Raw genomic sequence first — 22,796 nt, forward strand, 5'->3', positions numbered from 1 at the left:
GAGGCCCTTTCAGGACTGGGGTTCAGGACGGGGTGTGGGGGAGCAGGTCGAGCGGTGCGCCTGGTGCCAGGGCGATCACACCGACGTCACCGGGGTCGATTCTCACCCCGGAGGCGCCGTCCTGTCCGGAGATCAGCTCAGGTCCGTCGCCGCGCACGGTCACCGATTCGCTGCCGTGATTCAGCAGGAACACGTGATCGGGGCCGTCACCGCGCCGGCGCACGACCTCCAGGCCCTGCTCCGCCGCGCCGGTCAGCGTCGGGGCGATACCCAGGCGCTCCGCGGCCGACGCGAAGAAGGCGTCGCGGGAGTCCTGACGCAGCCGGGCGGAGAGGTAGACGGCGTGCCCGGATCCGCGGGCGCTGCTCGTGATCGCGGGGAGCCCGCGCAGCTCGCCCTGGGCGTGGACGGCGAGCACGTCCGCATCGGTGGTCTCCAGCAGCTCGGTCCACTCCTCGACGACGCTGCCGTCGTCCAGCGCGACCTGTACGCCGGCCTCGAGCGGGAGCATCTCCTGGACCCGCACCCCGAGCAGCTCGCGCAGCCGCCCCGGGTAGCCGCCCGGTTGGATCCGCAGCGAGGCGTCGGAGATTCCGGACAGGTACGTCACGATCAGCTCGCCGCCGGCCTCGACGTACTGCTCGAGCCAGGTGACCTGCTCGTCCGAGAGCGGGTACAGGCAGGGCACCACCAGCAGCCGGTACCGGCTCGCGTCGGCGCCCGGACGCACGAAGTCCACGGGGATCCCGGCGCGCCAGAAGGAGCGGTGGGTGGCTCGGACCTCGTCGGAGTACCGGATGGTGTCGCTCGGGAGGTGCGGGGTCTCCAGCGCCCACCAGCCGTCGGCGTGCCAGAGGATTCCGACCTCCGCCTCGACCAGGGGCCCGTCGGCCGGGAGCCGCACCGCCGGGGCGATCCTTTCGAGGATCGACCCGAGCTCGCACACGGCCTCGAAGCGTCGGGTGGACGCCCCGGCGTGCGGGACCAGCCCGCTGTGCCACTGCTCGGAGCCGCCGAGCGAGGCGCGCCACTGGAAGAACAGCGAGGACTGGGAGCCGCGCGCGATGTAGCCCAGCGAGTGGCGGATCATCCGCTGGGGGCTCTTGGGGATCGTGCGATCGCCCAGCGAGATCCCGGCTGCGTTCTGCTCCATGAGCACCCACGGGCCGCCGGACCAGGAGCGGGACAGGTCCGAGCCGTAGGCGACGTGGGCCTCCGCGTCCGGTCCGGTGGTGTCGAGATAGTGGTCCAGCGACACCACGTCGAGCTCGTCGGCCCAGCTCCACTGCTCGAGATGGTTCCAGGTGGGGAGCATGAAGTTGGTGGTCATCGGGGCGCTCGAGCCCGCGGCCCGGATCTCCTCGCGCTGCTCGACCATCGCCGAGCGCATCTCGTCGGAGCTGTAGCGCCGGAAGTCGATCAGCTGCGCGGGATTGTGCAGGTACTGGGTGGTGCGCGGCGGGGTGATCTCCTCCCAGTCGCCGTAGCGCTGGGACCAGAACGCCGTGGACCATTCCTGGTTCAGCGTCTCGAGGCTGCCGTAGCGGCGCTGCAGCCAGGTACGGAACGAGCGTGCCGCGTGCGGGCCGTGGTCGAGGGTCCCGTACTCGTTGTGCAGATGCCAGCCGCGCAGCCCCGGATGGCTGCCGTACCGCTCGGCGAGCATCCTGGCGATGCGCCGCGAGGCGTCACGGTAGGCGGGGGCGCTGACCGCATAGGTGTCGCGCGAGCCATGGGTCAGGCGCACGCCGTCCTCCCGCACCGGCATCGCGTCGGGGTGGGCGAGGGTGAACCACGGCGGCGGCGAGGCGGTGGGTGTGGCCAGGAAGAACCCGATCCCGGCCGCGGTGATCAGCTCGATCACCTCGTCCAACCATCCGGTGTCGTAGACCCCCTCGGCGGGTTCGAGGGAGGCCCACGAGAAGATCCCCAGCGACACGGTGTTGACCCTCGCGCGGCGCATGAGCTCGATGTCCTCGCGCCAGGTGTCGCGGTCCCACTGCTCGGGGCTCCAGTCGCCGCCGAACAGGAACGCCGAGGGGGCGAACGCGGCCGACGGGGCGGCTGGGGCCGACGGGACGGCGGGTATGTCCTGGGCAGACGGGCTCGTCGTCTCCCTGGCAGGGGCCTCGTGCGCGCTCATGCCGTGACCTCCTCGCCGCGCACGAGCTGCGCGGCGCGGGAGCCGGCCCGGGCGTAGACGCCGAGGGAGTGCACGTCGTAGGTGCGGGCGATGAAGCGGCCGCCTTCATCGACTGGCTCTACTCCCCGGCCGGCGTCTACGCGAACAGCAGCCAGACCATGGGTGCCGCCGGCCCCCAGGGCCTGACCTGGGAGCTCAACGACGACGGGAAGCCGGAGCTCACCGACTTCGGACGCGAGGCCCTCCTCGCCGGTGGCGCCACCGTGCCCGATGAATGGGGCGGCGGCTCGTACATCGACGGCACCTCCTGGCTGAACGTCACGACCGTGCTGGGCAACGACGAGGATCCGGAGACGGGCTACCCCTACAACTACAAGATGTGGGAGACCTACCAGGCGTCGGTCGCCAACCCGCTGACCGAAGACTGGGCGGCGAAGATGGGTGGCGCCTCCACGACGATGGAGTATCTGCAGGACAACGACATGCTCCTGGTCGGCACGGGCGCCAGCTATGTCGCGCCCGAAGACTCCTCCGAGGTCGAGACGATCCGCAACCAGGTCAAGGCCGTCATCGTGGAGAACTCCTGGAAGATGGCCTTCGCCGCGGACCAGGCCGAGTTCGACTCCCTGCTGAAGACCATGCAGGACACCGCAGAGGGCCTGGGCTACCAGACCGTCCTCGACGTCGACATGGCCAATGCGAAGGAGCAGAACACCCAGCGCGAGGCGATCGCCGCAGAGTTCGGCTGACCGCAGCGGTGCCCGGCAGCGGGACACCACCCGGAAGCGGGACACATGCCCGCGCACCTCGATCCCGGCGTCCGGTCCGGATGCCGCTCGAGATGCGCGACAGGCCGGCCGCGGCCGGGCGGTGGGCTCCTCCCCATGGCCGGGCCGCGGCCGGGTTCCAGTGCGACCTTCCAGCAGTTCTGCGTCAGTCAGAGCAGCTGGAAGGTCGCACTGGACGGTGCGGTGCGGTGCGGTGCGGTGCTGTGCTTTGGCGGCCCTTTGCGGCGCGGCGTTGTGCGACGTTGTACGTGCACGTGTACGTGTACGTGTACGTGTACGTGTACGTGTGCGTGTGCGTGTGCGTGTGCGGGGCGCAGTGCAGCGCAGACCACAGCGCGCAGAGCCCCCGGCGGTCAGGGGCGGGTGGTCGCGCGCGGGACGAAGGTGGGGCTGAGCAGCCGCGAGTGCGCGGGCACGTCGTGAGCGCTGAGCCGCTCGACGGCCATGGCGACCGAGGTGCGGCCGATCGACGGGATCGGCAGGTCCACGGCGGAGACCTCCCATGGGCCGTTCATCGCGACATCCGCCGGGGCGATCGCGACGACCTGCACCTCGTCCGGGTAGGCGATCCCGGCGCCGGAGATGGCGCGCCCCAGCATGGCCAGCGCGGGCTCATGGTGCACGACGAGCCCGTCGAACCGGGCGCCCGCGAGGATCTGCTCCTGCACGAAGGCGGTGATGGCCTCGGGGGTGGCGGGAACCTCGATGACCTCGCTGTCGAGACCGAGCTCGGCGCAGGCCATCGTGTATCCCAGGCGGGCGCGACGGGCGTAGGTCGGCACGGGCCCGTCGGGACCGGCCGACGGCGGCTTGAGCAGGGCGATCCGGGAGGCGCCCCGGCTGTGCAGCTCGCGGACGGCGAGCATCGCCCCGGCCAGGAAGTCGAAGTCCACGCAGGCCAGGCCGCCGGCGTTCTGTGGGTTGCCGATGAGCACCACCGGGCTGTGGAGCCTGGCGAGGGAGGGGATGCGCTCGTCGTCCTCGACGAGGTCCATGACGATGAGAGCATCGACCTTGCCCTCCTCGACGATCCGCAGCGTGCGGGCGCGGTCCTCGGCGGTGACCAGCAGGACGTCGTAGTCCTCCTCGTGGGCGGCGCTCAGGATCGAGCCGACGAACTCCATGATCACGTGATCGTCGACGTCGGGCCGTTGGGGCACGGCCAGGCCCAGCAGGGAGGTGCGCTTCAGGGCCAGGGCGCGCGCGCTCGCGGTGGGGTGGTACTGGAGCTTCTCGATCGCGGCGTCGATGCGGGTGCGCGTGGACTCCGAGATCGGACGCTTCCCGCTGAGGGCATAGCTCACCGTGCTCAGCGAGACTCCGGCTTCCTGGGCGATATCGGTCATCGTGGCCATCTGCGTTCCTGTCCGCCGCGCCGCCGTGAGGACCGGTGGGCTGTGCCTGCTCGACTGCTGCGGAGGTGCTCCGCGTCGCCTCTATTGTCTCGTGGCCGATGCGGAAAGGGGACCGTATCGACGAAGAATCACAGAAGCGCTTCGACGGGCGGCCGAGGGCATGAGAGGAGGAGTCGCGAGGCCGGAGTGGGTCGCGGATCCAGGAGGAGAGGGCCGGGCAGGTCAGATCCTCGCGAGGATCGCGTCGGCGAAGGTTTCCGTGACCTCGGGGACCAGAGGCAGGTTGAACAGCGGCTCGAAGAGCTCGGCCTCGAGCAGCACGAGTCCGTGCTCCGCGGAGTCCACGGTGTCGATGCGCCCGTAGAGCGGCGTGGACAGGCCGGTGACCTGGGAGATCGCGGACAGCGTGTGTTCAGCGAAGGCCTTCTCCTGCGCTGTGGCCTCCACGACCACAGGCCGCTCCTGATAAACGCCTCCGCGCAGCCCGCCGTCCTCGGCGAGCAGGGCGCCCTTGGAGATCGCATGGGTGAAGTGCCCGTCGACCGCGTAGAGCGCCTTCTCGTGCCCTGCGGACAGCTCGGGCACCTCGGGCTGCAGCATCGCGACGCCCCCGGACGTCAGGATCTGCTGGGCGAGGGCCAGCGCGGCGGGGTCCGTGGCCGAGAACAGGCCGACGAGCTGGGACCCTGCGCCGACGGTCGGCTTCACGACCACGCTCGCGGCCCGGCTCGCGAACTCCTCGAGGGCCCGCGAGAAGGAGTCGATCTCCCGGTGATAGGTCGCCGGGATGACCGCCACTCCTGCCCCCTCGAGCTGCGCGAGATACCGCTTGTCCATGTTCCAGCGCACCAGGTCGGGCTCGTTGAGCACTTGGCTGCTCGACGCGGCGAGGTCCAGCCAGCGCGCGAACTCCTCAGGATGGAGGGCGTAGTCCCACGGGCTGCGGATCACGAGCAGGTCGAAGGACGCCCAGTCGACATCCCTGCTGCGCCACGGGGTCATCTCCACCTGGACCCCGCGCCGGGTCAGCGCCTCCACGAGCGGCACCGCATCGAGGGAGGTGTCGGTCTCGATACCGGCGGGCTGCGGATGGGCGACGACGATGCCGATACGGGTCATGGGACCGAGCGTAGTGGGGTGGGCGGCAGTCGCCAGGACGCGGCATCGGCCATCGGATCACCGCCGCCCGCGCACCTGCTGACGCGACGTGAGCACGTAGGTCGCCAGCGTCCATCCCGGGAGCGCCGCGGTCAGCTCGCGATCCCCGCTCCGCACGGTGATCGTCCGAGCGGGCGCGTTGTTGTGGAGCACGACGACCACGGACTCGTCGGGACGTCGGCAGGCGACGTTCGGGAGATCCTCGGAAGCGGTCGAGGTGAGGACCGGTGACCCCGCAGGGATGAACCGGCTCAGGTGCGCCATCACGTACAGCTCGGCGTTCGGGGTGAGGTCGCCGGTGGCCTCGTCGAGCTGGAACAGACCGGTGCCGTTGGTGAAGGTCGCGGGCCCCGGTCCGCCGTCCTGATCGAGGACCAGGTTGAAGAGGATGACTCCGCGGTGATGGTGGCGCAGTGCCGGCAGGAACAGCTCGTTGGACATCCACCAGATCCCGTCGGCGAAATCGGCGTCGTAGGGCTTGGACGGATCCTGGGTCCCGCTCTGTTCGGTGAACCAGATCGGTGCGCTCGGATGCGCGTCATGCAGCGGGTCGACCGCGCTCGCGGCCCCGGCGTAGGCGTGGAAGGCGGACCCGACCCTGGCGGCATCCCCGTCGATGTCGACGCCACGGCGAGCGAGGTCGTCGAGCACATCCGAGGGGTAGTCGACCCGGTCCCAGTTGTGGTCATAGCTCAGGACCTTCGTCTCGAGCCCGCGCCGGTCGAGCTCGTCCAGCAGTCGCGCGATGATGTCGGCCTGGGCCTGGGGTGTCATCCCCATGCACGGGTACTGCGCGGTCTCGTGGAGGGGTTCGTTCTGCACGGTGAGCGCGTCCACGGTGAGGCCCGGGACCGCCTGTTCGTACTCCTCCGCGGTGCGCGCCAGGTACTCGGCCCAGAGCTGTCGCGTCTCCTCGTCGTCGTGGAGCCGGCCACCGACGAGGGACCCGCTGGTCTTCATCCAGGCCGGGGCGGACCACGGGGACATGACCACGGTGAGCGGGCCGGCGATGTCGACGATCTCGCGCAGCACCGGTAGGATCGTGTCCTCGTCGCGAGCGATGGAGAAGTGCGCCAGCGGGTCGTTCTCCGGCCCTTCCTGATCGGCAAGGGTGTAGTAGGTGGAATCGCCGGAAGCGGGGGCGAAGTCGCTGGTCCCGATGGGGATCCGGAGCGCTGTGAGCCGGAGCGGACCGGTCGGGGAGAACATCTCCCGCAGGAGCGCGAGCCGTCGAGCCGACGGCATCCGCAGCAGCAGCCAGGCCGCCGAGTGGGTCAGGGCCGGGCCGAATCCCTCGAGGGGGTGATGCTCCTCGTCGGGCTTCACCTCGATCGTCGCCTCGACCGTCGATCCGGCGTCGGCCGGCGAGGTCGCCACCTGCTCCCAGACGAGCTCGCGCTCGCCGTGCGTGGCGACGACTCCTCCGCTGCGATCGACGCGGTGGTGCTGCGGGAGCATTCCCATCCAGTCGTCGCCTCGACCGGATCGAGGTGTGCTGGCGGCAGGGTTCCCTGAGGGGTTTCCGGCGGGGGATCCGCCGTTCGAGCGGGCGGGGTCCGTGGGGGTCCCGGCCGCTGCGGCGGCCCCGGCGAAGGGGAGCGTCGCCGAGGAGACGCCGAGGGCGGCGATGACCGTCCGGCGGGAAGGGGAACTGGGCATGGGGAGACCTTTCTCAGGGCGTGCCGCCGCGGCTCTGCGACGACTGTTTCACTGCACGTCCAGGTCAGCGGCACGGTTCGGGGGAGCAAGGTGCGCTGTCGGGGGTGGAGTGGCGCCGACAGTAGCCCTGTGCCGGGATGGATGGACACCCCGCCGGGAGCTCTCGACCCCGCCGGAGACGACCTCCGCGCTGCGCAGTTCGCGCGCGCGAGGAGCCCCGGATCCCGTTACGTGATCGTGATGAGGTGCGCCTCAGCCGCTGCCGACGGCCCGGTATATGCTCCTCGACATTAACGTCTAACGCCCGTTAGGCGTTTGGCCGTACCGCGGCCCCGACCTCAAGGGAGAGCGTCATGACCCAGGTTCCGTCCCGCCAGTTCCGCCCCTCGCGCCGTGCCACCTTCGGCCTCGGTGCCACAGCCGTCGCCCTCACCGGCCTGGCCGCCTGCGGGTCCTCGGGCGGTGCGGGCTCCGGTGGTTTCGAGGAACAGGACGTCGCGCTGCCCACCTACGTCGAGCCGCCCGTTCCCGACGGCGGCATCGCCTCTGAGGTGGAGGGCATGCCGATGATCTTCACTGCGCCGATCGCGGAGTACTTCACCTCCGTCGAAGAACCCCCGGGCGGCGGCGAGGACCTCACCACCTTCCAGGTCCTCTGGGGCGCACCTCCGCGGCCGCGGGACAAGAACGACTACTGGCAGAAGCTCGAGGAGCGTCTGAACGTCACGTTCACGCCGACCCTCACCGCGGCCGACGGCTACAACGACAAGTTCTCCACCACGATCGCCTCCGGGTCCGTCCCGGATCTCTCGTTCGTGCAGGACACCGACGCGATCGGCCAGCGAGCCCTCTCCGACGGCGCCTTCGCGGATCTCTCCGAGGTGCTCTCCGGGGACAACGTCCTGGCGTGGCCGAACCTCGCCAACGTCTCCACGAACGCCTGGAAGGTCTCCTCCAAGAACGGCCACATCTACGGCGTCCCCAACGAGAATCCGTTCCTCACGAACTTCCCCCTTGTCCGTGCCGACCTGATGCGCCTCGCCGGCCATGAGTCGATGGGTTCGACTGCCGAGGAATGGCTGCAGGTCATGACCGACATCGCCGGTCTCGGGCAGGCGCACGGCAAGAAGTTCTGGGGAATGGCCACCATCGCCGGGAACGAGCAGGCCATGTTCGAGTGGATGTTCCGTGCGGGCACCACCTGGCAGCTCGACGACTCCGGCAAGGTCACCAATGTGCTCATGACCGACGCCTTCGAGCAGGTCATGGAGTTCGAGAAGAAGCTCTGGGACGCCGGCGTCGTCCACCCCGACGGCATCGGGGGTGAGCTCGGCGACCTCTTCACCACCGGCCAGCTGGCCCTGACCATCGACTCGTTCAACGGCTTCTTCGGGAATCCGATCATCGGGCAGGTCGTGGACTCGACCCCGGAGGCCGAGCCCGAGTTCTTCGTCCCGCCGGCGTTCGACGGGGGCGACATCGTCATCCAGCGCGACGACGGCTACTGGGGCATCGTCGCGATCTCCGCAGAAGCCGCGGAGGACGAGAAGCGACTGCAGGAGCTGCTGGGCGTCATCAACTACTGGCGCGCCCCCTTCGGCTCCGAGGAGGCACTGTTCATCGGCTCCGGCACCGAAGGCGTCAACTACGAGTTCGGCCCGGACCACGAGGTCGTCGGGCTCGGGGACGAGCAGGCCGATGCCGACCGCGCCGCGCTGCAGTGGCTCGGTGCCTTCAACTCACCGATCTACTCGATCAAGGCGACGCTCAGCGACTATGTCGACAACTTCAAGACCACCATGGAGCAGCTGGTCTCCTCGACGGTCCCCAACCCGGTGGCCGGCATCGTCGCGCCGAGCGCAGCGACCCTCAACGCGAAACTCGACACGCTCAACGAGGACTACCGCAACGGGTTCATCACCGGCCGTCGCCCGCTGAGCGAGCTCCAGGCGTACCGCGACGCCTGGCTGAGCGGCGGCGGACAGACCCTGTGCGACGAGTTCACCGAAGCGCTCGACAAGGCATCCTGATCGATGTCAGTCACCTCGCCGACCGGAGCGCGATCGAAGATCCGCGAGAAGGGCGCGCACGGTACGCCGCGTCACCGCAGCCATGTCCACAGAGCCCGGCTCCAGCAGGAACTGGTACTGCACACCGTCCATCACGGCGACGATCGCTGCGGCGGTCTCGAGCACGTCGTCCTCGGAGACCGACGGGTCGGCCACAGCGGTCAGCAGGGCGTCGCGCACGGGGGCTCGCAGTCCGCGGAAACGGTCGCGGAAGTAGTTCTGCGCCGGATGCCCTTCGGTGATCGATTCGCCGAGCAGCACCGCGTAGAGCTGTGTCAGACCGCTGTCGCGGGAGTTGGACTCCGCCGTCTCCCCGAGGTGGTCCAGCAGCGCCTGGCCGCCCTCGTCGAACGACGTCGTCCCGTCGTGGCGCGAGATCTCGTCGCGGTGGCCGAGGAGCTCCGTGAGCAGGGATTCCTTGTTGCGGAAGTGGTGCAGCAGGCTCGGCGCGGAGATCCCCACGTCCTCCGCGATCGCCGCCAGGGTCGCTCCGGCATAACCGTGCTTCCCGATGGTGCGCGCAGCCGATTCGAGGATCTCCGTGCGCCGCAGCGCGGAGCGGCGGGCTCGCGGTCCCAGGGGGACGGCGGTCGGATCCGTGGAGGTGCTGGACATGGAGCGCACACTAGCGCCTCGATCAGGGTCTCCCGGGCGGAGGCTCAGCGATGAGCGCGACCGCGTACTACCGCCGGGAGGGGCAGTCGATCGTCGCCCCGGACGGCGCACCGGAGTTCCGTCGCGGTATGGGCCTGGGAGGCTGGCTGCTGCCCGAGGGCTACATGTGGGACCTCCCGGCGCCGGTCGATTCCCCGCGTCGGATGGAGCAGTTCGTCCTGGAGCTCATCGGCCCTGAGCGGGCCGCGCGGTTCTGGAGCGAATACCGTCGTCGATTCATCACGGCCGAGGACATCGCGCTGATCGCCGCGGCCGGCTTCGACCACGTGCGACTGCCGATCAACGCCCGGATCATGTTCGACGGCACCGACCTGATCGACGAGGGCATCGCCCTCGTGGACCGCACCGTCGACTGGTGCCGGGACGAGGGGATCAGCTGCGTGCTGGACCTGCATGGCGCACCGGGCGGGCAGACCGGCGAGAACATCGACGACTCCCCGCACCGTCGGCCGGAGCTGTTCACCGATCCGGCCGCCTACGAGGAGGGGCTGAGGCTATGGGGTCTGCTGGCCAGCCGGTACGCCGACGAGCCCGTCGTCGCGGCGTACGACGTGCTCAACGAGCCCCTGCCCGAGAAGCACGAGGCCCTCGTGCCGAAGCTCGCGGAGTTCTACCGCGACGTCGTGGCCGAGATCCGCGCGGTCGACCCGAACCACCTGCTGTCGATCGAGGGCTGGAACTGGGCGACCCGTTTCGACGGCATCGATCAGCTGTGGGACCCGAACTCCTGCCTCCATTTCCACAAGTACTGGTCGGAGCCGAGCACCGACAGCATCCGTTCGATGCTCGACCTGCGTGAACGCCTGGACCTGCCGCTGTGGATGGGGGAGAGCGGTGAGAACGATGACCAGTGGTACACCGAGGCTTTCGGCCTGTTCGAGCAGCACGGCATCCCCTGGACCTTCTGGACCTGGAAGAAAGTCGATCGCCCCACGTCACCGCTGATCATCACCCGTCCCGATCGCTGGGACGAGGTCGTGCGCTGTGCGGCCGGGACGGGGCCGGCACCTCTGGACGCCGACGAGATCTTCGACCAGCTCCTCGAGCTGCTGCCCGCCGCTCGGTGCGCCGTGCGGCGGGCAGCTCTGGCTGCACTGCCGGGGATCTCCGCCCCGGCGGCCGACCTGCCCGACATCCGTCGCTCCGGCACCCATCGCGACATCCCTCAGGACCATCAGGAAGGACAGATCCAATGAGCATCGGAGCACGGGGCGCCGAGGACGCGGTGATCGCCCAGGCGGTCGTCGACATCCCCGTCGAGACCCCGCAGAGCCCCCGCCGTGACCGGCCGAGCCAGACAGGGACCGCCGTCAGGAGGAAGTCCCGCTGGCAACGGATGAAACGCGAATGGCAGATGTATGTGTTCATCGTGCCCGGCGTGCTGTTCTTCCTGCTGTTCGCCTACGTCCCCCTGGCCGGCAACGTGGTCGCGTTCCAGGACTTCTCGGCCTTCCGAGGCATCTTCGGCTCGCAATGGGTCGGACTGCAGAACTTCGCCCACCTCTTCACCGACGACGAAGTCATGCGTGCTCTCGCGAACACGGTGATCATCTCGTTCCTGCAGATCGCCTTCGCCTTCCCGGCGCCGATCATCCTGGCGCTGTTCCTGAACTCCCTTCTGGGCGAAGGCATCAAGCGCGTCATCTAGACCGTCGTGTACCTTCCCCACTTCATCTCGTGGGTGATCGTCATCGCGATCTGGCAGAAGATCCTCGGCGGGGCGGGCCCGATCGCCCAGTTCTTCGAGCAGATCGGGATCCACGGCGTGAACATCATGACCAATCCCGAGACCTTCAAGATTCTCGTGGTCAGCCAGGTCATCTGGAAGGACATCGGCTGGGGCACGATCATCTTCTTCGCCGCCATCTCCGCGATCCCCACGGAGCTCTACGAGTCCGCGGCGACCGACGGGGCGGGGTCCTGGCGCCGCATGTGGCACATCACCCTGCCGGGCCTCGTCCCCGTCATCTCCCTGTTGCTCATCCTCACCGTCGGCAATGTGCTGACCGTCGGGTTCGAACAGCTCCTGCTGCAGCAGCCCGCCGTCGGCGCCAACGCGGCGCAGGTCCTGGACACCTTCGTCTACTTCCGCGGCATCGCGGGCGGGGACTGGGGCTTATCTGCTGCAGCAGGCCTGCTCAAGGGCGTCATCGCCACTGTCCTCGTCCTCCTCGCGAACCGCATCGCGAAGCGCCTCGGAACCGGAGGGATCTTCTGATGGCTGTCCTCGACCAGATCGACCAGATCGACCAGATCGACGAGCCCGCACGCGATCATCGGCCCCGTGACGGGGGCCGGCGCCGCACCACGGGCCGCCCGCCATGGATGGGCACACCCTCGCCCACCACGCGCGCCCTGAAGGTCGTGGTCATCGCGATGATCGGGGTGGTGATGCTCTACCCGTTCCTGTACGTCATCATGTTCTCCTTCGCGGATGCGGGCTCCGTGACCTCCGGGCAGCTGATCCCCACCTCGTTCTCGACGGTCGCGTACGAGTCGATCTTCGCCGGCGGGGTGGTGACTCGTTCGCTGCTGGTGACTGCAGGAGTCACGCTCGTCGGCACCACGCTGTCGTTGTTCTTCACCGCGATGCTCGCCTACGGGCTCACCCGGACCCGGGACGTGCCCTTCGCCAAGGGCGCGATGGTTCTCGTGCTGTGCACGATGTTCTTCGGCGCCGGGATCATTCCCAACTACCTGCTGATCAAACAGCTGGGGCTGCTCGACAGCTACTGGGCGCTCATCCTCCCGGGCCTGATCAGCGCGTTCAACATGATCGTCATGCGGAACTTCTTCATGGAGCTCCCGCAGGAGCTGCTCGAGTCCTCGCGGATCGACGGGGCCAGCGAGTTCCGCATCTTCTTCTCGATCGTGCTCCCGCTGTCCAAGGCCGTCCTCGCCGTGATCGCGCTGTTCTATGCCGTCGGGTACTGGAACTCGTTCTTCAACGCCCTGCTGTACATCAACGACACCACGAAATGGCCGATCCAGCTGGTGCTGAACCAGTACGTGGTGCAGGGCAGCGCACTGTCCGATCTGCAGGCTCCGGACCGCCCCGCTCCGCCCGCGCAGACCGTCCAGATGGCGATCGTCGTGGTCGCCACCATCCCGATCCTCCTCGTCTACCCGTTCGCCCAGCGCTTCTTCACCAAGGGTGTGCTGACCGGGGCGATCAAGGGCTGACCCGCGCCGAGGTGACCCCCCAGCGGTCACGCAGTCACCGCTCGAATGCATGTTCATGCGGAACTGCGGTCATGTGATGCGGGACGCAGTTTTGTCGGACAATCCTTTTGGTGCTCTGACCTGCGCAACGTGACATCCCAGTGACTTCCCAGGTGGCGGGGTGTGCATAAGTGTGCGACTCTTCCCAAGGTCCTATGTGTGGTTGTGACGTGCAGGACCGAGTCCCGAGAGGACTCGGGTCCCGCCGCGGCCGTTGTGGTTCACATCCTCGGAGCAGATGCGTGGCATCGCCCGGGTCGATGTCGGACGGCCACCACCACGGGGCTGCTTGCCGGTCGGCCCGACGTGGGGAACCACCCTGGACTCAGCGCCACAGCGCGCGTCGTGGAGGACCGGACGAACGAGAGACCGGTCTGTCTGCGACGAAAGGAAGTCCTGTGCCACCTGAGTCACCGGGGGAGATCTCCCAGCTCGGCATCATCGGCGTGATCCTCCTCCTGCTGCTCTTCTACGGCGGCACGATGTGGATGTCGGTCGCGATCTCCCGCAAGAAGGAGAACGCCGACGACTACATGACCGCAGGCAACCGCATCGGCTTCGGGGTCTCCGCGGCGTCGATGACTGCGACCTGGATCTGGGCGTCCTCGATGTACGCCTCGGTGACGGCCGGCTACACGTACGGCGTCTCCGGCCCCATCCACTACGGGCTATGGGGCGCCCTGATGATCCTGTTCATCTACCCCTTCGGCAAGCGGATCCGGAAGGTCGCGCCCAAGGCGCACACGCTGGCCGAGGTCATGTACGCCCGGCACGGCCGCTCCTCGCAGCTGATGCTGGCCGGCTCCAACGTGCTCGGCTCGGTCATCTCGCTGACCTCGAACTTCATCGCGGGTGGCGCGATCATCGCGATGCTGTCCCCGCTCAGCTTCGGCACCGGCATCGTGATCATCGCCGCCGGCGTGCTGCTCTACACCCTGTGGTCGGGCTTCCGCGCCTCGGTGCTGACGGACTTCGCGCAGGTCATGGCGATGCTCGGCGCGGCCGTCATCATCATCCCGGCGGTGTTCTTCGTCGTCGGCGGCCCGCAGATGTTCGCCGACGGCGTCGCCGCCGGCCACGTCACCCCGCAGCAGGAGAGCTTCTTCTCCTCCGAGGCGTTCATGAACCAGGGCGCCCCGTACATCGCCGCGGTGCTCGCCTATGCGATCGGCAACCAGACCATCGCGCAGCGTCTGTTCGCCGTGCGCGAGGACCTCATCAAGCCCACCTTCATCACCGCGACCATCGGCTACGGCGCGACCGTGATCGGTATCGGCATGCTCGGCGTGCTGGCGCTCTACCTGGGCGTCGAGCCCATGGGCGGGGACGTCAACAACCTGCTGCCGCAGATGGTCGGCACCTACCTGCCGGTGGGCCTCGTGGCTCTCGCGTTCATCATGATCATCGGCTCACTGTCCTCCACCGCGGACTCGGACCTGTCGGCCCTGAGCTCGATCGTCATGACCGACATCTACGGCCAGTCCGTCGGGCGCAAGAAGGTGGACCCGAAGTTCATGCTGCTGATCGGCCGGATCACGATGATCGTGGCGACCGCTGCGGCCCTGTTCTTCGCCACCGCGAGGTTCAACATCCTGGACCTGCTGGTCTTCGTCGGCGCCCTGTGGGGCTGCCTGGTGTTCCCGGTCATCGCCTCCTTCTACTGGAAGAAGGTCACCAACAAGGCGTTCACCGTCTCGGTCATCGTCGCGCTCGTGGTGTTCCTGCCGGTGCGCTTCACGCTCATCCCGCTCACCGGGGCGTGGGGGTACGCCGTCGAGGCGCTCGCGATCCTCGGCGTCGGCGTGGTGCTGGGGATCATGGCGTTCGGCTTCTTCGGACTGCGCCCCGCTCTGATCATCGGCATCGTGGCGACCGTCGCGGTCCTGCCGTTCGGCTTCGGCTACCTGCGTGACTACGAGACGCTGACCGGCTCGCTCGTCGCCTACTCGGTCTCGTTCCTGGTCTGCTACCTGATGAGCGTCAGGTCCTCGCAGAACTTCGATTTCGCGGTGATCGGCAAGATCACCGGCGACTTCGACGACGAGGACGACGCCGACCAGCCCTCCGGGGCGGAGGGCAATCCTCCGGCCGACGAGATCCCTGCCCCGGCCGGACGCTGACCGACCATCCGCGCGGCGGAGCCCCACGCCCCGCCGCACCCTGAGAGAGGAGAGCCCTATGACTGCTCTGCTGACCGTTTATGTGCTCATGTGGCCCGTGCTGGTGTTCGGCGTCCTGTTCGCGATCGCGCGCGGCTTCGCCAAGGATGTCAAGGAAGCCCGCGCCGAGGGGCGCCCGGTCATCTGACCGACGGCCCCATCGCACGTGCAGCGCCCGTCGGCCCCGGAGAGGGCCGACGGGCGCTGCACGTCTGCGTGCGTGCGCTGCGACGGCGGCGACGGTGCGGGGAGGGCGCGGGCTCAGTTCCCGACGCCGCTGTGGGCGTAGGCGTCCTTGAGGATCTGCAGCGACCCCATGGCCTCGGCGGGGCCGATCCAGAACGGCTCGGGGGCGTCGAGCGAGGCGTAGAAGTCGCGGATCAGCTCCTCGTGGGAGACGCCCCAGTAGGAGCGCCCACCGGCGGTGGCGACCTTGTCGGAGAAGGTGTCCACGCGGCCGTCGGCCCAGCGGACGGTCAGGCCGCCGCCGCGCCCCGAGCGCACCTCGAGGTAGGCGTTCTCGGTCTCGACCTCGAACTCCACGGGTCGGGCGACGGGCGCCGTGAGGGTCGCGTAGAACGTGGTGGTGATGCCGGAGGCATGGTGCAGCACGAGATCCGCGGTGTCCTCGACCTCGGTGACCCCCGCGAACTTCTTCTGCGAGACGAGGCCCTCGGTGCGCTCGACCGGGCCGAGCAGCCACTGCACGAGGTCCAGGGTGTGGATCGCCTGGTTGATGAGCAGGCCGCCGCCGGCGGTCTCCCAGCGCCCGCGCCACGGCTTGGCGGCGTAGTACTCCGCGGTGCGGCTCCACACCACCGAGGCCCACGCCCCGCGCACCTCGCCCAGCTCGCCGCTGCCCAGCAGGCGTGCGAGCTCCCGGCTGGCGCGGTTGTGGCGGTTCTGGAAGCAGATGCCGATCTTCGCGGCCCCCTGGCCGCCGTCGGCCCGAGGGACGGTGGGGGTGCGTCCTGCGGTGGCGGACCCGAGCGCCTCCACCAGGCGCGTGCCCTCGGCCAGGGTGTGGGCGAGCGGCTTCTCCTGGAGCACGTGGACGCCGCGCCCGAGAGCGGCCAGCGACGGGCCGACGTGCTGGTCGTGCGGGGTCGTCACATGCACGGCGTCCGGTCCCAGGGCGTCGATCAGCTCCTCGACGCCGGCGAAGGTCGGCAGGCCGGTCGCGGCCGCGGCGCGCTCGCGGGCAGCGGGATCGGTGTCGGCGATGCCGACGAGCTCCAGGCCGTCGATCGCCCCGATCGCCCCGACATGGACGACGGACACGTCGCCGTACCCGACCAGTCCGATACGCCTGTCGCGCTGAGCCATGAGCTGGGCCTCCTCGCCGCTCCGATGCGGCACGTGGGTGGGAATCCGGATGGGAATCGTGCTCCCATCCTGGTCTGTCCGGGCGGTACGCGGTAGGGGTTGCCGCGCGGTGCCTGCGGAGGGGGAGTGCTGGCCGATGGGGAGTTCTCCCCGAGCCATCCTCCCCATCGCAGATCCCGGGCCGACCGGAGAGGATCAGCGGTGACGACGGGCCGATGCGGCGCCCGTCCCTGATGAGAACGAGGAACTCCGATGACTGCGAAGGACGCACAGCCCCTGCTCCCCGAGCCGACCACCAGCCTCCGGGACATCCCGGCTGCGCTGTACACCGGGCTGGTCATCGGGGTGCTCGGCTTCGTCGTCTCCATCTCCAGCACCGCGACCACCACCGTCAACGGGGTCCAGACCACCTGCTCCTACCAGGACTACGGCGCGATGATCGCCGCTGCGGTGTGCCTCGTGTGCGCCGTCGCCGGCATCGTCCAGCGCCGGAAGCATCCGTACCAGTACCCCGTCAAGCAGTGGATCGTGATCGCGTTGGCCGGCGTTCTGACCGTGCTCGCCGTGGTCCACGCCCTGCGCGGCCTCGCCGTGATCGGGGGCCCGTGCTGAGCACGGAACCCCGGGGCGAGAGGCTCTGAGGCGACGGAGCCGACGAGACAGAGCTGAGGCGACGGAACCCTGCACAGCGCAGGGTTCCGTCGCCTCGGTGCTGTCTGCTCTGCCGGCCCCATCTGCTGGTCACGGCGGGTCAGGCCGTGGCGCGGATCAGGGGACGATCCAGCCGGCGGCGCGGAACAGCTCGTACCACTCCGGCCGGGTCAGCGGGATCTCGGACCCGGCGGCGGAGTCCGTGACGCGCTGCGGGGTGGTGGTGCCGAGCACCACCTGCATCTGCGCCGGGTGACGCGTGATCCACGCGGTCGCGATCGCCTCGGGGGCGACGTCGTACTTCGCGGCGAGGCGGTCGATGACCGTGTTGAGCTCCGCGTGCTCCGGGTTGCCCAGGAACACGCCGTCGAAGAACCCGGCCTGGAACGGCGACCAGGCCTGCACGGTGATGTCGTGCAGGCGGCAGTAGTCCAGGATCCCGCCGCCGTCGCGGACGATCGCCTGGTCGGTGCCCTGCATGTTCGCCGAGACGCCCTGCGCGATGAACGTGGAGTGCGTGATCGACAGCTGCAGCTGATTGGCGACGATCGGCTGGTTCAGGTGCTTGGCGAGCAGATCGATCTGGCGAGGGGTGTGGTTGGAGACGCCGAAGCTGCGCACCTTGCCGCTCGCATGCAGCTCGTCGAAGGCACGGGCGACCTCCTCGGGCTCGACCAGTGCGTCGGGACGGTGCAGCAGGAGGATGTCGATGTAGTCGGTCTGCAGCGCCTTCAGCGACCCCTCGACGGACTCGATCAGATGCTCGTAGGAGTAGTCGAAGTACGGGCCGGAGGGCACGATGCCAGCCTTGGTCTGGAGCGTGACCTGGTCCCGCTCCGACGAGCTGAGCTGCATCGCCTCGGCGAAACGAGCCTCGCACTGGTGCAGCTCGCCGCCGTAGACGTCGGCGTGATCGAGGAAATCGATGCCGGCGTCGCGAGCGGTGCGCACCAGGGTGCGGATCTCGTCGTCGGACTTCTCGGAGATGCGCATCAGCCCCAGCACCACGTTGGGTGCGGAGATATCGGTGTGCGGCATGGCGATGTGCTTCATGAAGTGACCTCACGGGGCAGGGGACCGGCGGCGTCGCCAGGGGCAGCGGCGCCGGGAGAGAGCCTATGCCCGCTGGCCGCCGCCGTACATGGCATTTCGTGAGCGTTCCCGACCCGCGGGATGCAGGTGCGCCGCGAGGCGGTTCCTCCCTAGGATCGACACGGTGACCACGCCCTTCCCCACCTCCCACGTTCCGCCCACCTCGCCGCGGCGGGCGAAGGCGGGCGCGCGGATCACCTTGACGCTCGCCTCGCTCGCGATGCTCGGCCCGTTCACCATCGACACGGTGTTCCCTGCTTTCACCAGGATCGGCGCGGAGTTCGGCGGGGACGAGGTCGCCCTGCAGCAGCTGGTCTCGGCCTATCTCGCGGCGTTCGCGGTCATGTCGATCTTCCACGGCCCGCTCTCCGACGCTCTGGGCCGGAAGAAGGTCATGATCGGTGGCCTTGTCATCTACCTGATCGGCATGTTCGGCTGCGTGCTCGCCCCCAGCATGGGCACCCTGATCCTGCTGCGCGTGCTGCAGGGGATGAGCGCGGGCGCCGCCACGATCGTCTCCCGCGTGGTCATCCGCGACATGTTCTCGGGATCCGAGGCGCAGCGGCTGATGGCCCAGGTCATGATGATCTTCTCGGTCGCACCCGCGGTCGCCCCGATCTTCGGGGGCTGGCTCCTGCTGCTGGGGGACTGGCGGTGGGTGTTCGCCGGGGTCGGCGTCTACGCGCTGCTCGTCCTGGTCCTCACCGTGCGGCTGCCCGAGACGCTCCCGCCCGAGGCCCGCACCCCGCTGCGCGTCCGCTCGCTGCTGGGCTCCCTCGCCCATGTGGCCCGTTCACCGGTGATGCTGCGTGTCGCCGCGGCCTCCGCCTTCGGGTTCGCCGCCCAGTTCCTGTTCATCGCCGGGGCGTCGATCGTGGTGGTGCGGCTGCTGGGGCTCGGCGAGCGGGACTTCTGGGTGCTGTTCATCCCGCTGATCATCGGCATGCTCTCCGGGGCCTGGGTGGTGGGCCGGGTCGCCGACCTCATGGACCGCAGCAGACTGATCACCTTCGGGTTCGTCGGCACCGTCGTCACCACCATCGTGAACCTGGTGCTGGTCTCCTTCGCGCCGGAGTTCACCGGCGGCCTGAGCTGGGGCCTGCTGCTCGCCGTCATCGGACCGATGCTCATCGCGTTCACGGTCGCCCTGCTGTTCGCGCCGATCCAGCTCGAGGTGCTGGACCTGTTCCCGCACGAGCGCGGCGCCGCGGCCTCACTGGGCACCTTCTTCGGCCTGGTCCTCAACGCCCTGCTCGCCGGGTTGATCGCGCCGCTGGTCACCACGGGCCTCGTGGCGCTCGGTCTCACGTCCCTCGCCTTCGCCCTGCTCGGCGGCGGGTTCTGGGCCTGGCACCTCCGGGCCACCCGCCAGCGGGTCGCCGTCTGACAGCACGGCCCTCGCTGCGTGGCCCGGGCCACCACGGCGATCAATCCTTCGGTTGATCCCCAGGTCAGCCCGGAAATCTAAAGTCGAAGACATGAACAAGCTCCTCAACACCGCCTTCGCGTACATCATCCTCGGCCTCGCCTCCGGACTCTTCTACCGCGAGTTCACCAAGGCCACCGACAACCTCGGCACCCACACCCAGCTCAACACCCTCCACACCCACCTGCTCGTCCTGGGCATGGTCATGTTCCTCGTGGTCCTCGCCCTGGATGCGGTGTTCTCCCTCAGCGGCCGCCGCTCCTTCTCGGTCTTCTACTGGACCTACAACGTGGGCCTCGTGGTGACCGTGGCGATGCAGGCCGTGCGCGGCTTCCTCACCCTCGACGGTCAGGATCCCGCCACCACCAGCGCCGCCATCCCCGGCATCGCGGGCCTCGGCCACATGCTCCTGACCGTCGGCCTCGTGGCCCTGTTCATCGCCGTGCGCGCCGGCATCAAGGACCGCACCGCAGCCCTCGAGAAGAACACCGTCACCGCCTGACCTCTCTCGAGAGCGCACCCGCTGGCGCCTGGTGTGCAGGTGTGGCCCTATACGGGCTGCCTGCACACCAGGCGCCATTGGTTGCATGGGCCAGTGGATGCGTAGGAAAGGGCAGCGAGGGCGCGACTGGCGCCATGTGTGCAGGCTCCGCCCTCTACGGGCTGCTTGTACGCCAGGCGCCAGTGGATGCGTGGAGACGGGCTGCTTGTACACCAGGCGCCAGTGGATGCGTGGAGACGGGCTGCTTGTACGCCAGAGGTGCCGGTGGATACGCAGAGGCGGCAGCAGGCGCACGAACAGCACGCCCCGAGACCGCATCCCGAGACCGCATCCCGAGCCAGCACCCCGGGCCAGCTCCCCGGGACCTCACCCTGGGCCAGCAGGGCTCCTGCCTGTTCCAGCACCTGACCAGAGGCCCTGCACGGACATCCTGCACAGAGGCCCTGCACGGACATCCCGCACAGAGGTCGTGCACAGGCGTTCTGCACAGCGGATTCACCCGCAGTCCTCCCAGCGCTGACCGTCCGCCGGGTAGAGTCCGAAGGACCCGCACCGCATCGTCCGGCCCGTCACGATCGGGCATCCGGAGGCGCGGGATGGATCGACCCCGACGACGACGACGGAGGCCTTCATGACCAGCCCTGCCAGCACCCCAACCGCCCCGGACCGCAACCTCGCCCTCGAACTGGTCCGTGTGACCGAGGCGGCCGCCATCGCCGGCGCCCGCTGGGTGGGCGCGGGGGACAAGAACCGGGCCGACGGCGCGGCCGTCGATGCCATGCGCACCTTCATGGACACCGTGCGGATGAACGGCACCGTCGTGATCGGCGAGGGCGAGAAGGACGAAGCGCCCATGCTGTTCAACGGCGAGAGCGTCGGGGACGGCACCGGCCCCGACGTGGACGTCGCGGTCGACCCGATCGACGGCACCCGCCTCACCGCGCTCGGCTACAACAACGCGCTCGCCGTGTTCGCCGTCGCGGAGAAGGGGAGCATGTATGACCCGTCGGCCGTGTTCTACATGGAGAAGATGGTGGTGGGGCCCGAGGCCGCCGAGTACGTCGACCTGCGCCTGCCGGTCGCGCAGAACGTCTCCCTGGTCGCGAAGGCCCTGGACAAGCCGGTCAGCCAGGTCACCGTGTGCGTGCTCGAGCGGCCGCGCCACGAGCCCCTGGTGCAGGAGATCCGCGACGCCGGCGCACGCGTCAAGTTCATCATGGACGGCGACGTCGCCGGGGCGATCGCGGCCGCGCGCGGCGCCGGGGTGGACATGCTGCTGGGCACCGGCGGGACCCCCGAGGGGATCATCGCCGCGTGCGCCGTGAAGGCCACCGGAGGGATGATCCAGGGCCGGCTCGCCCCGATCGACGACGCCGAGCGGCAGAAGGCGGTCGACGCCGGGCATGACCTGGACCGGGTGCTCACCACGTCGGACCTGGTCACCACCGACAACTGCTACTTCGCAGCGACCGGCATCACCGATGGCGACCTGCTGAAGGGCGTGCGCTACCAGCGCGATCACCTGATCACGGAGTCGATCGTGATGCGGGCCCAGTCCGGCACCGTGCGCATCGTCGAGGCGGAGCACCGTGCCGAGAAGTGGGGCCGCTGGATCTCGGAGTGAAAGGGTCCGCCCGCCTGCCCGAGGGTCGCGGCAGGACCACCGGGCAGGCCGGTTCCCGCCGGTCCGCGACGGGCGAAGACGGCTGAATTCGTTCTGTGACACGCACTTCAGTAGTAGTCAAGCTGACCATAACCACCCCTAAGGTGACCGTATGGCCTCCCCCGTTGAAGACATCCGCGTCGCCGTCGACCTCATCGTCCTGACCCTGCGGGCCGATGCCCTCAACGTTCTGCTGGTCCAGCGCGAGGACGACCCCCACCGGGGCGCCTGGGCGCTCCCGGGTGGATTCATCGAGCTCGAGGAGGACCTCGACGACGCCGCCTACCGCGTGCTCGCCGACGAGGCCTCGCTGGGCAGCAGCGCCGTGCACCTCGAGCAGGTCCGCACCTTCGGCACCCCGCATCGCGACCCCCGCGCCCGCGTCATCTCCGTGGCCTTCATGGCCCTCGGCGCGGATCTCCCGGATCCTCAGCGCGGCGACGACGTGGCCGACGCCCGCTGGTGGGCCATCGAGGAGCTGGCCGACATCGACCTCGCCTTCGACCACGCCGAGGTGCTCGCGTGCTCCATCGAGCGCGCTCGCGCCAAGCTCGAGTACACGACGCTCGCCGTGACCTTCCTGCCCGAGGATTTCACCATCTCCCAGCTGCGCGGGGTCTACGAGAGCGTGTGGGGCACCACCCTGGACGCCGGCAACTTCCATCGCAAGGCCACCCGCACCGAGGGCTTCCTGCTCGAGCTCGACAAGCACGCCGCCCCCACCGGCGGCCGCCCCGCACGTCTGTACTCCGCAGGCCCCGGCACCTCTCTGGTGCCGCCCCTGCTGCGCGCGGGGGAGTGAACCGGCGTCCCCTGCTGCGCGCGGGGGAGTGAACGGCGGTGGGCCGCGATCGCCTCCGGGTGATCGCTCCGGGGTGAGCACCCCGGGGGCCGACGCCGCAGACCAT

The 22,796-nt window shown here is 69.1% G+C and carries 20 protein-coding genes; 13 read left to right on the forward strand and 7 right to left on the reverse strand.

Annotated features, from left to right (window positions below):
* Positions 1-22: 22 nt before the first annotated feature.
* Positions 23-2,143: a beta-galactosidase gene (locus ACT3T5_RS15325; RefSeq protein WP_444594809.1), complete on the reverse strand. Its 2,121-nt coding sequence runs from the start codon at positions 2,141-2,143 to the stop codon at positions 23-25.
* Positions 2,144-2,211: 68 nt separating this feature from the next.
* Here ACT3T5_RS15325 and ACT3T5_RS15330 point away from each other — a divergent pair, with 68 nt between their 5' ends.
* Entirely contained in the window at positions 2,212-2,892 is a 681-nt protein-coding gene (locus ACT3T5_RS15330) for a hypothetical protein (protein WP_444577334.1), read from the forward strand.
* Positions 2,893-3,284: 392 nt separating this feature from the next.
* On the opposite strand, the gene ACT3T5_RS15335 is transcribed toward ACT3T5_RS15330, so the two are convergent.
* From ACT3T5_RS15335 to ACT3T5_RS15345, 3 genes are all read right to left on the reverse strand, one after another.
* Entirely contained in the window at positions 3,285-4,286 is a 1,002-nt protein-coding gene (locus tag ACT3T5_RS15335) for a LacI family DNA-binding transcriptional regulator (protein ID WP_443415707.1), read from the reverse strand.
* 222 nt (positions 4,287-4,508) lie between these two features.
* Positions 4,509-5,405, reverse strand: coding sequence for an ATP-grasp domain-containing protein (locus ACT3T5_RS15340; RefSeq protein ID WP_444577333.1), 897 nt, complete (start codon positions 5,403-5,405; stop codon positions 4,509-4,511).
* A 57-nt stretch (positions 5,406-5,462) separates the two neighbouring features.
* Positions 5,463-7,103 carry a glycoside hydrolase family 30 protein gene (locus ACT3T5_RS15345; RefSeq protein WP_444577332.1) on the reverse strand — a complete coding sequence of 547 codons (1,641 nt, stop codon included), beginning with the start codon at positions 7,101-7,103 and terminating at the stop codon, positions 5,463-5,465.
* A 353-nt stretch (positions 7,104-7,456) separates the two neighbouring features.
* On the opposite strand from ACT3T5_RS15345, the gene ACT3T5_RS15350 reads away from it, so the two are divergent.
* Positions 7,457-9,133, forward strand: a complete 1,677-nt coding sequence (locus tag ACT3T5_RS15350; protein WP_441461948.1) for an extracellular solute-binding protein — start codon at positions 7,457-7,459, stop codon at positions 9,131-9,133.
* A gap of 6 nt (positions 9,134-9,139) precedes the next feature.
* Here ACT3T5_RS15350 and ACT3T5_RS15355 read toward each other — a convergent pair whose 3' ends face one another.
* The gene (locus ACT3T5_RS15355) at positions 9,140-9,787 is read right to left on the reverse strand and encodes a TetR/AcrR family transcriptional regulator (RefSeq protein ID WP_444577331.1); all 648 of its coding nucleotides are present in this window, start codon (positions 9,785-9,787) and stop codon (positions 9,140-9,142) included.
* Between the two features lie 50 nt (positions 9,788-9,837).
* Here ACT3T5_RS15355 and ACT3T5_RS15360 point away from each other — a divergent pair, with 50 nt between their 5' ends.
* From ACT3T5_RS15360 to ACT3T5_RS15385, 6 genes are all read left to right on the forward strand, one after another.
* Positions 9,838-11,043, forward strand: a complete 1,206-nt coding sequence (locus ACT3T5_RS15360; RefSeq protein ID WP_444594810.1) for a glycoside hydrolase family 5 protein — start codon at positions 9,838-9,840, stop codon at positions 11,041-11,043.
* Positions 11,040-11,495: a hypothetical protein gene (locus ACT3T5_RS15365; RefSeq protein WP_444594811.1), complete on the forward strand. Its 456-nt coding sequence runs from the start codon at positions 11,040-11,042 to the stop codon at positions 11,493-11,495. Before ACT3T5_RS15360 ends, ACT3T5_RS15365 begins: the two co-directional genes overlap by 4 nt.
* A 6-nt stretch (positions 11,496-11,501) precedes the next feature.
* On the forward strand, positions 11,502-12,065 hold the full coding sequence (locus tag ACT3T5_RS15370) for an ABC transporter permease subunit (protein ID WP_444594812.1): 564 nt from the start codon (positions 11,502-11,504) through the stop codon (positions 12,063-12,065).
* Positions 12,065-13,030: a carbohydrate ABC transporter permease gene (locus ACT3T5_RS15375; RefSeq protein WP_441461954.1), complete on the forward strand. Its 966-nt coding sequence runs from the start codon at positions 12,065-12,067 to the stop codon at positions 13,028-13,030. The genes ACT3T5_RS15370 and ACT3T5_RS15375 overlap by 1 nt, the downstream gene beginning before the upstream one ends.
* Before the next feature lie 521 nt (positions 13,031-13,551).
* Positions 13,552-15,189, forward strand: coding sequence for a sodium:solute symporter family protein (locus ACT3T5_RS15380; RefSeq protein ID WP_444577527.1), 1,638 nt, complete (start codon positions 13,552-13,554; stop codon positions 15,187-15,189).
* Positions 15,190-15,247: 58 nt separating this feature from the next.
* Positions 15,248-15,376 carry a putative transporter small subunit gene (locus tag ACT3T5_RS15385; RefSeq protein ID WP_444577328.1) on the forward strand — a complete coding sequence of 43 codons (129 nt, stop codon included), beginning with the start codon at positions 15,248-15,250 and terminating at the stop codon, positions 15,374-15,376.
* A 113-nt stretch (positions 15,377-15,489) separates the two neighbouring features.
* Here the strand turns inward: ACT3T5_RS15385 and ACT3T5_RS15390 are convergent, their stop codons facing one another.
* On the reverse strand, positions 15,490-16,554 hold the full coding sequence (locus ACT3T5_RS15390) for a Gfo/Idh/MocA family protein (protein WP_444594813.1): 1,065 nt from the start codon (positions 16,552-16,554) through the stop codon (positions 15,490-15,492).
* 252 nt (positions 16,555-16,806) lie between these two features.
* Between ACT3T5_RS15390 and ACT3T5_RS15395 the strand changes: the two genes are divergently transcribed.
* A complete protein-coding gene (locus ACT3T5_RS15395; RefSeq protein ID WP_444594814.1) occupies positions 16,807-17,166 on the forward strand; it encodes a hypothetical protein in 360 nt (119 codons plus the stop codon).
* Between the two features lie 156 nt (positions 17,167-17,322).
* Here ACT3T5_RS15395 and ACT3T5_RS15400 read toward each other — a convergent pair whose 3' ends face one another.
* Positions 17,323-18,258: an aldo/keto reductase gene (locus ACT3T5_RS15400; protein ID WP_444577325.1), complete on the reverse strand. Its 936-nt coding sequence runs from the start codon at positions 18,256-18,258 to the stop codon at positions 17,323-17,325.
* 163 nt (positions 18,259-18,421) lie between these two features.
* Here ACT3T5_RS15400 and ACT3T5_RS15405 point away from each other — a divergent pair, with 163 nt between their 5' ends.
* From ACT3T5_RS15405 to ACT3T5_RS15420, 4 genes are all read left to right on the forward strand, one after another.
* Positions 18,422-19,684 carry an MFS transporter gene (locus ACT3T5_RS15405; protein WP_444577324.1) on the forward strand — a complete coding sequence of 421 codons (1,263 nt, stop codon included), beginning with the start codon at positions 18,422-18,424 and terminating at the stop codon, positions 19,682-19,684.
* A 91-nt stretch (positions 19,685-19,775) separates the two neighbouring features.
* A complete protein-coding gene (locus tag ACT3T5_RS15410) occupies positions 19,776-20,225 on the forward strand; it encodes a DUF2871 domain-containing protein (RefSeq protein WP_444577323.1) in 450 nt (149 codons plus the stop codon).
* 631 nt (positions 20,226-20,856) lie between these two features.
* Positions 20,857-21,849, forward strand: a complete 993-nt coding sequence (glpX, locus tag ACT3T5_RS15415) for a class II fructose-bisphosphatase (protein ID WP_444594815.1) — start codon at positions 20,857-20,859, stop codon at positions 21,847-21,849.
* 151 nt (positions 21,850-22,000) lie between these two features.
* Entirely contained in the window at positions 22,001-22,690 is a 690-nt protein-coding gene (locus tag ACT3T5_RS15420; protein WP_444577321.1) for an NUDIX hydrolase, read from the forward strand.
* Positions 22,691-22,796 lie beyond the last annotated feature (106 nt).

The sequence above is a fragment of the Brachybacterium sp. AOP3-A1-3 genome (genome assembly GCF_052378285.1).
Classification (GTDB): Bacteria; Actinomycetota; Actinomycetes; order Actinomycetales; family Dermabacteraceae; genus Brachybacterium.

Coding starts and splice junctions, on each gene's coding strand:
- ACT3T5_RS15325 (WP_444594809.1), bottom strand. CDS start 2,143: ATGAGCGCGCACGAGGCCCCTGCCAGGGAGACGACGAGCCCGTCTGCC.
- ACT3T5_RS15335 (WP_443415707.1), bottom strand. CDS start 4,286: ATGGCCACGATGACCGATATCGCCCAGGAAGCCGGAGTCTCGCTGAGC.
- ACT3T5_RS15340 (WP_444577333.1), bottom strand. CDS start 5,405: ATGACCCGTATCGGCATCGTCGTCGCCCATCCGCAGCCCGCCGGTATC.
- ACT3T5_RS15345 (WP_444577332.1), bottom strand. CDS start 7,103: ATGCCCAGTTCCCCTTCCCGCCGGACGGTCATCGCCGCCCTCGGCGTC.
- ACT3T5_RS15350 (WP_441461948.1), top strand. CDS start 7,457: ATGACCCAGGTTCCGTCCCGCCAGTTCCGCCCCTCGCGCCGTGCCACC.
- ACT3T5_RS15355 (WP_444577331.1), bottom strand. CDS start 9,787: ATGTCCAGCACCTCCACGGATCCGACCGCCGTCCCCCTGGGACCGCGA.
- ACT3T5_RS15360 (WP_444594810.1), top strand. CDS start 9,838: ATGAGCGCGACCGCGTACTACCGCCGGGAGGGGCAGTCGATCGTCGCC.
- ACT3T5_RS15365 (WP_444594811.1), top strand. CDS start 11,040: ATGAGCATCGGAGCACGGGGCGCCGAGGACGCGGTGATCGCCCAGGCG.
- ACT3T5_RS15375 (WP_441461954.1), top strand. CDS start 12,065: ATGGCTGTCCTCGACCAGATCGACCAGATCGACCAGATCGACGAGCCC.
- ACT3T5_RS15380 (WP_444577527.1), top strand. CDS start 13,552: ATGTGGATGTCGGTCGCGATCTCCCGCAAGAAGGAGAACGCCGACGAC.
- ACT3T5_RS15385 (WP_444577328.1), top strand. CDS start 15,248: ATGACTGCTCTGCTGACCGTTTATGTGCTCATGTGGCCCGTGCTGGTG.
- ACT3T5_RS15390 (WP_444594813.1), bottom strand. CDS start 16,554: ATGGCTCAGCGCGACAGGCGTATCGGACTGGTCGGGTACGGCGACGTG.
- ACT3T5_RS15395 (WP_444594814.1), top strand. CDS start 16,807: ATGACTGCGAAGGACGCACAGCCCCTGCTCCCCGAGCCGACCACCAGC.
- ACT3T5_RS15400 (WP_444577325.1), bottom strand. CDS start 18,258: ATGAAGCACATCGCCATGCCGCACACCGATATCTCCGCACCCAACGTG.
- ACT3T5_RS15410 (WP_444577323.1), top strand. CDS start 19,776: ATGAACAAGCTCCTCAACACCGCCTTCGCGTACATCATCCTCGGCCTC.
- glpX (WP_444594815.1), top strand. CDS start 20,857: ATGACCAGCCCTGCCAGCACCCCAACCGCCCCGGACCGCAACCTCGCC.
- ACT3T5_RS15420 (WP_444577321.1), top strand. CDS start 22,001: ATGGCCTCCCCCGTTGAAGACATCCGCGTCGCCGTCGACCTCATCGTC.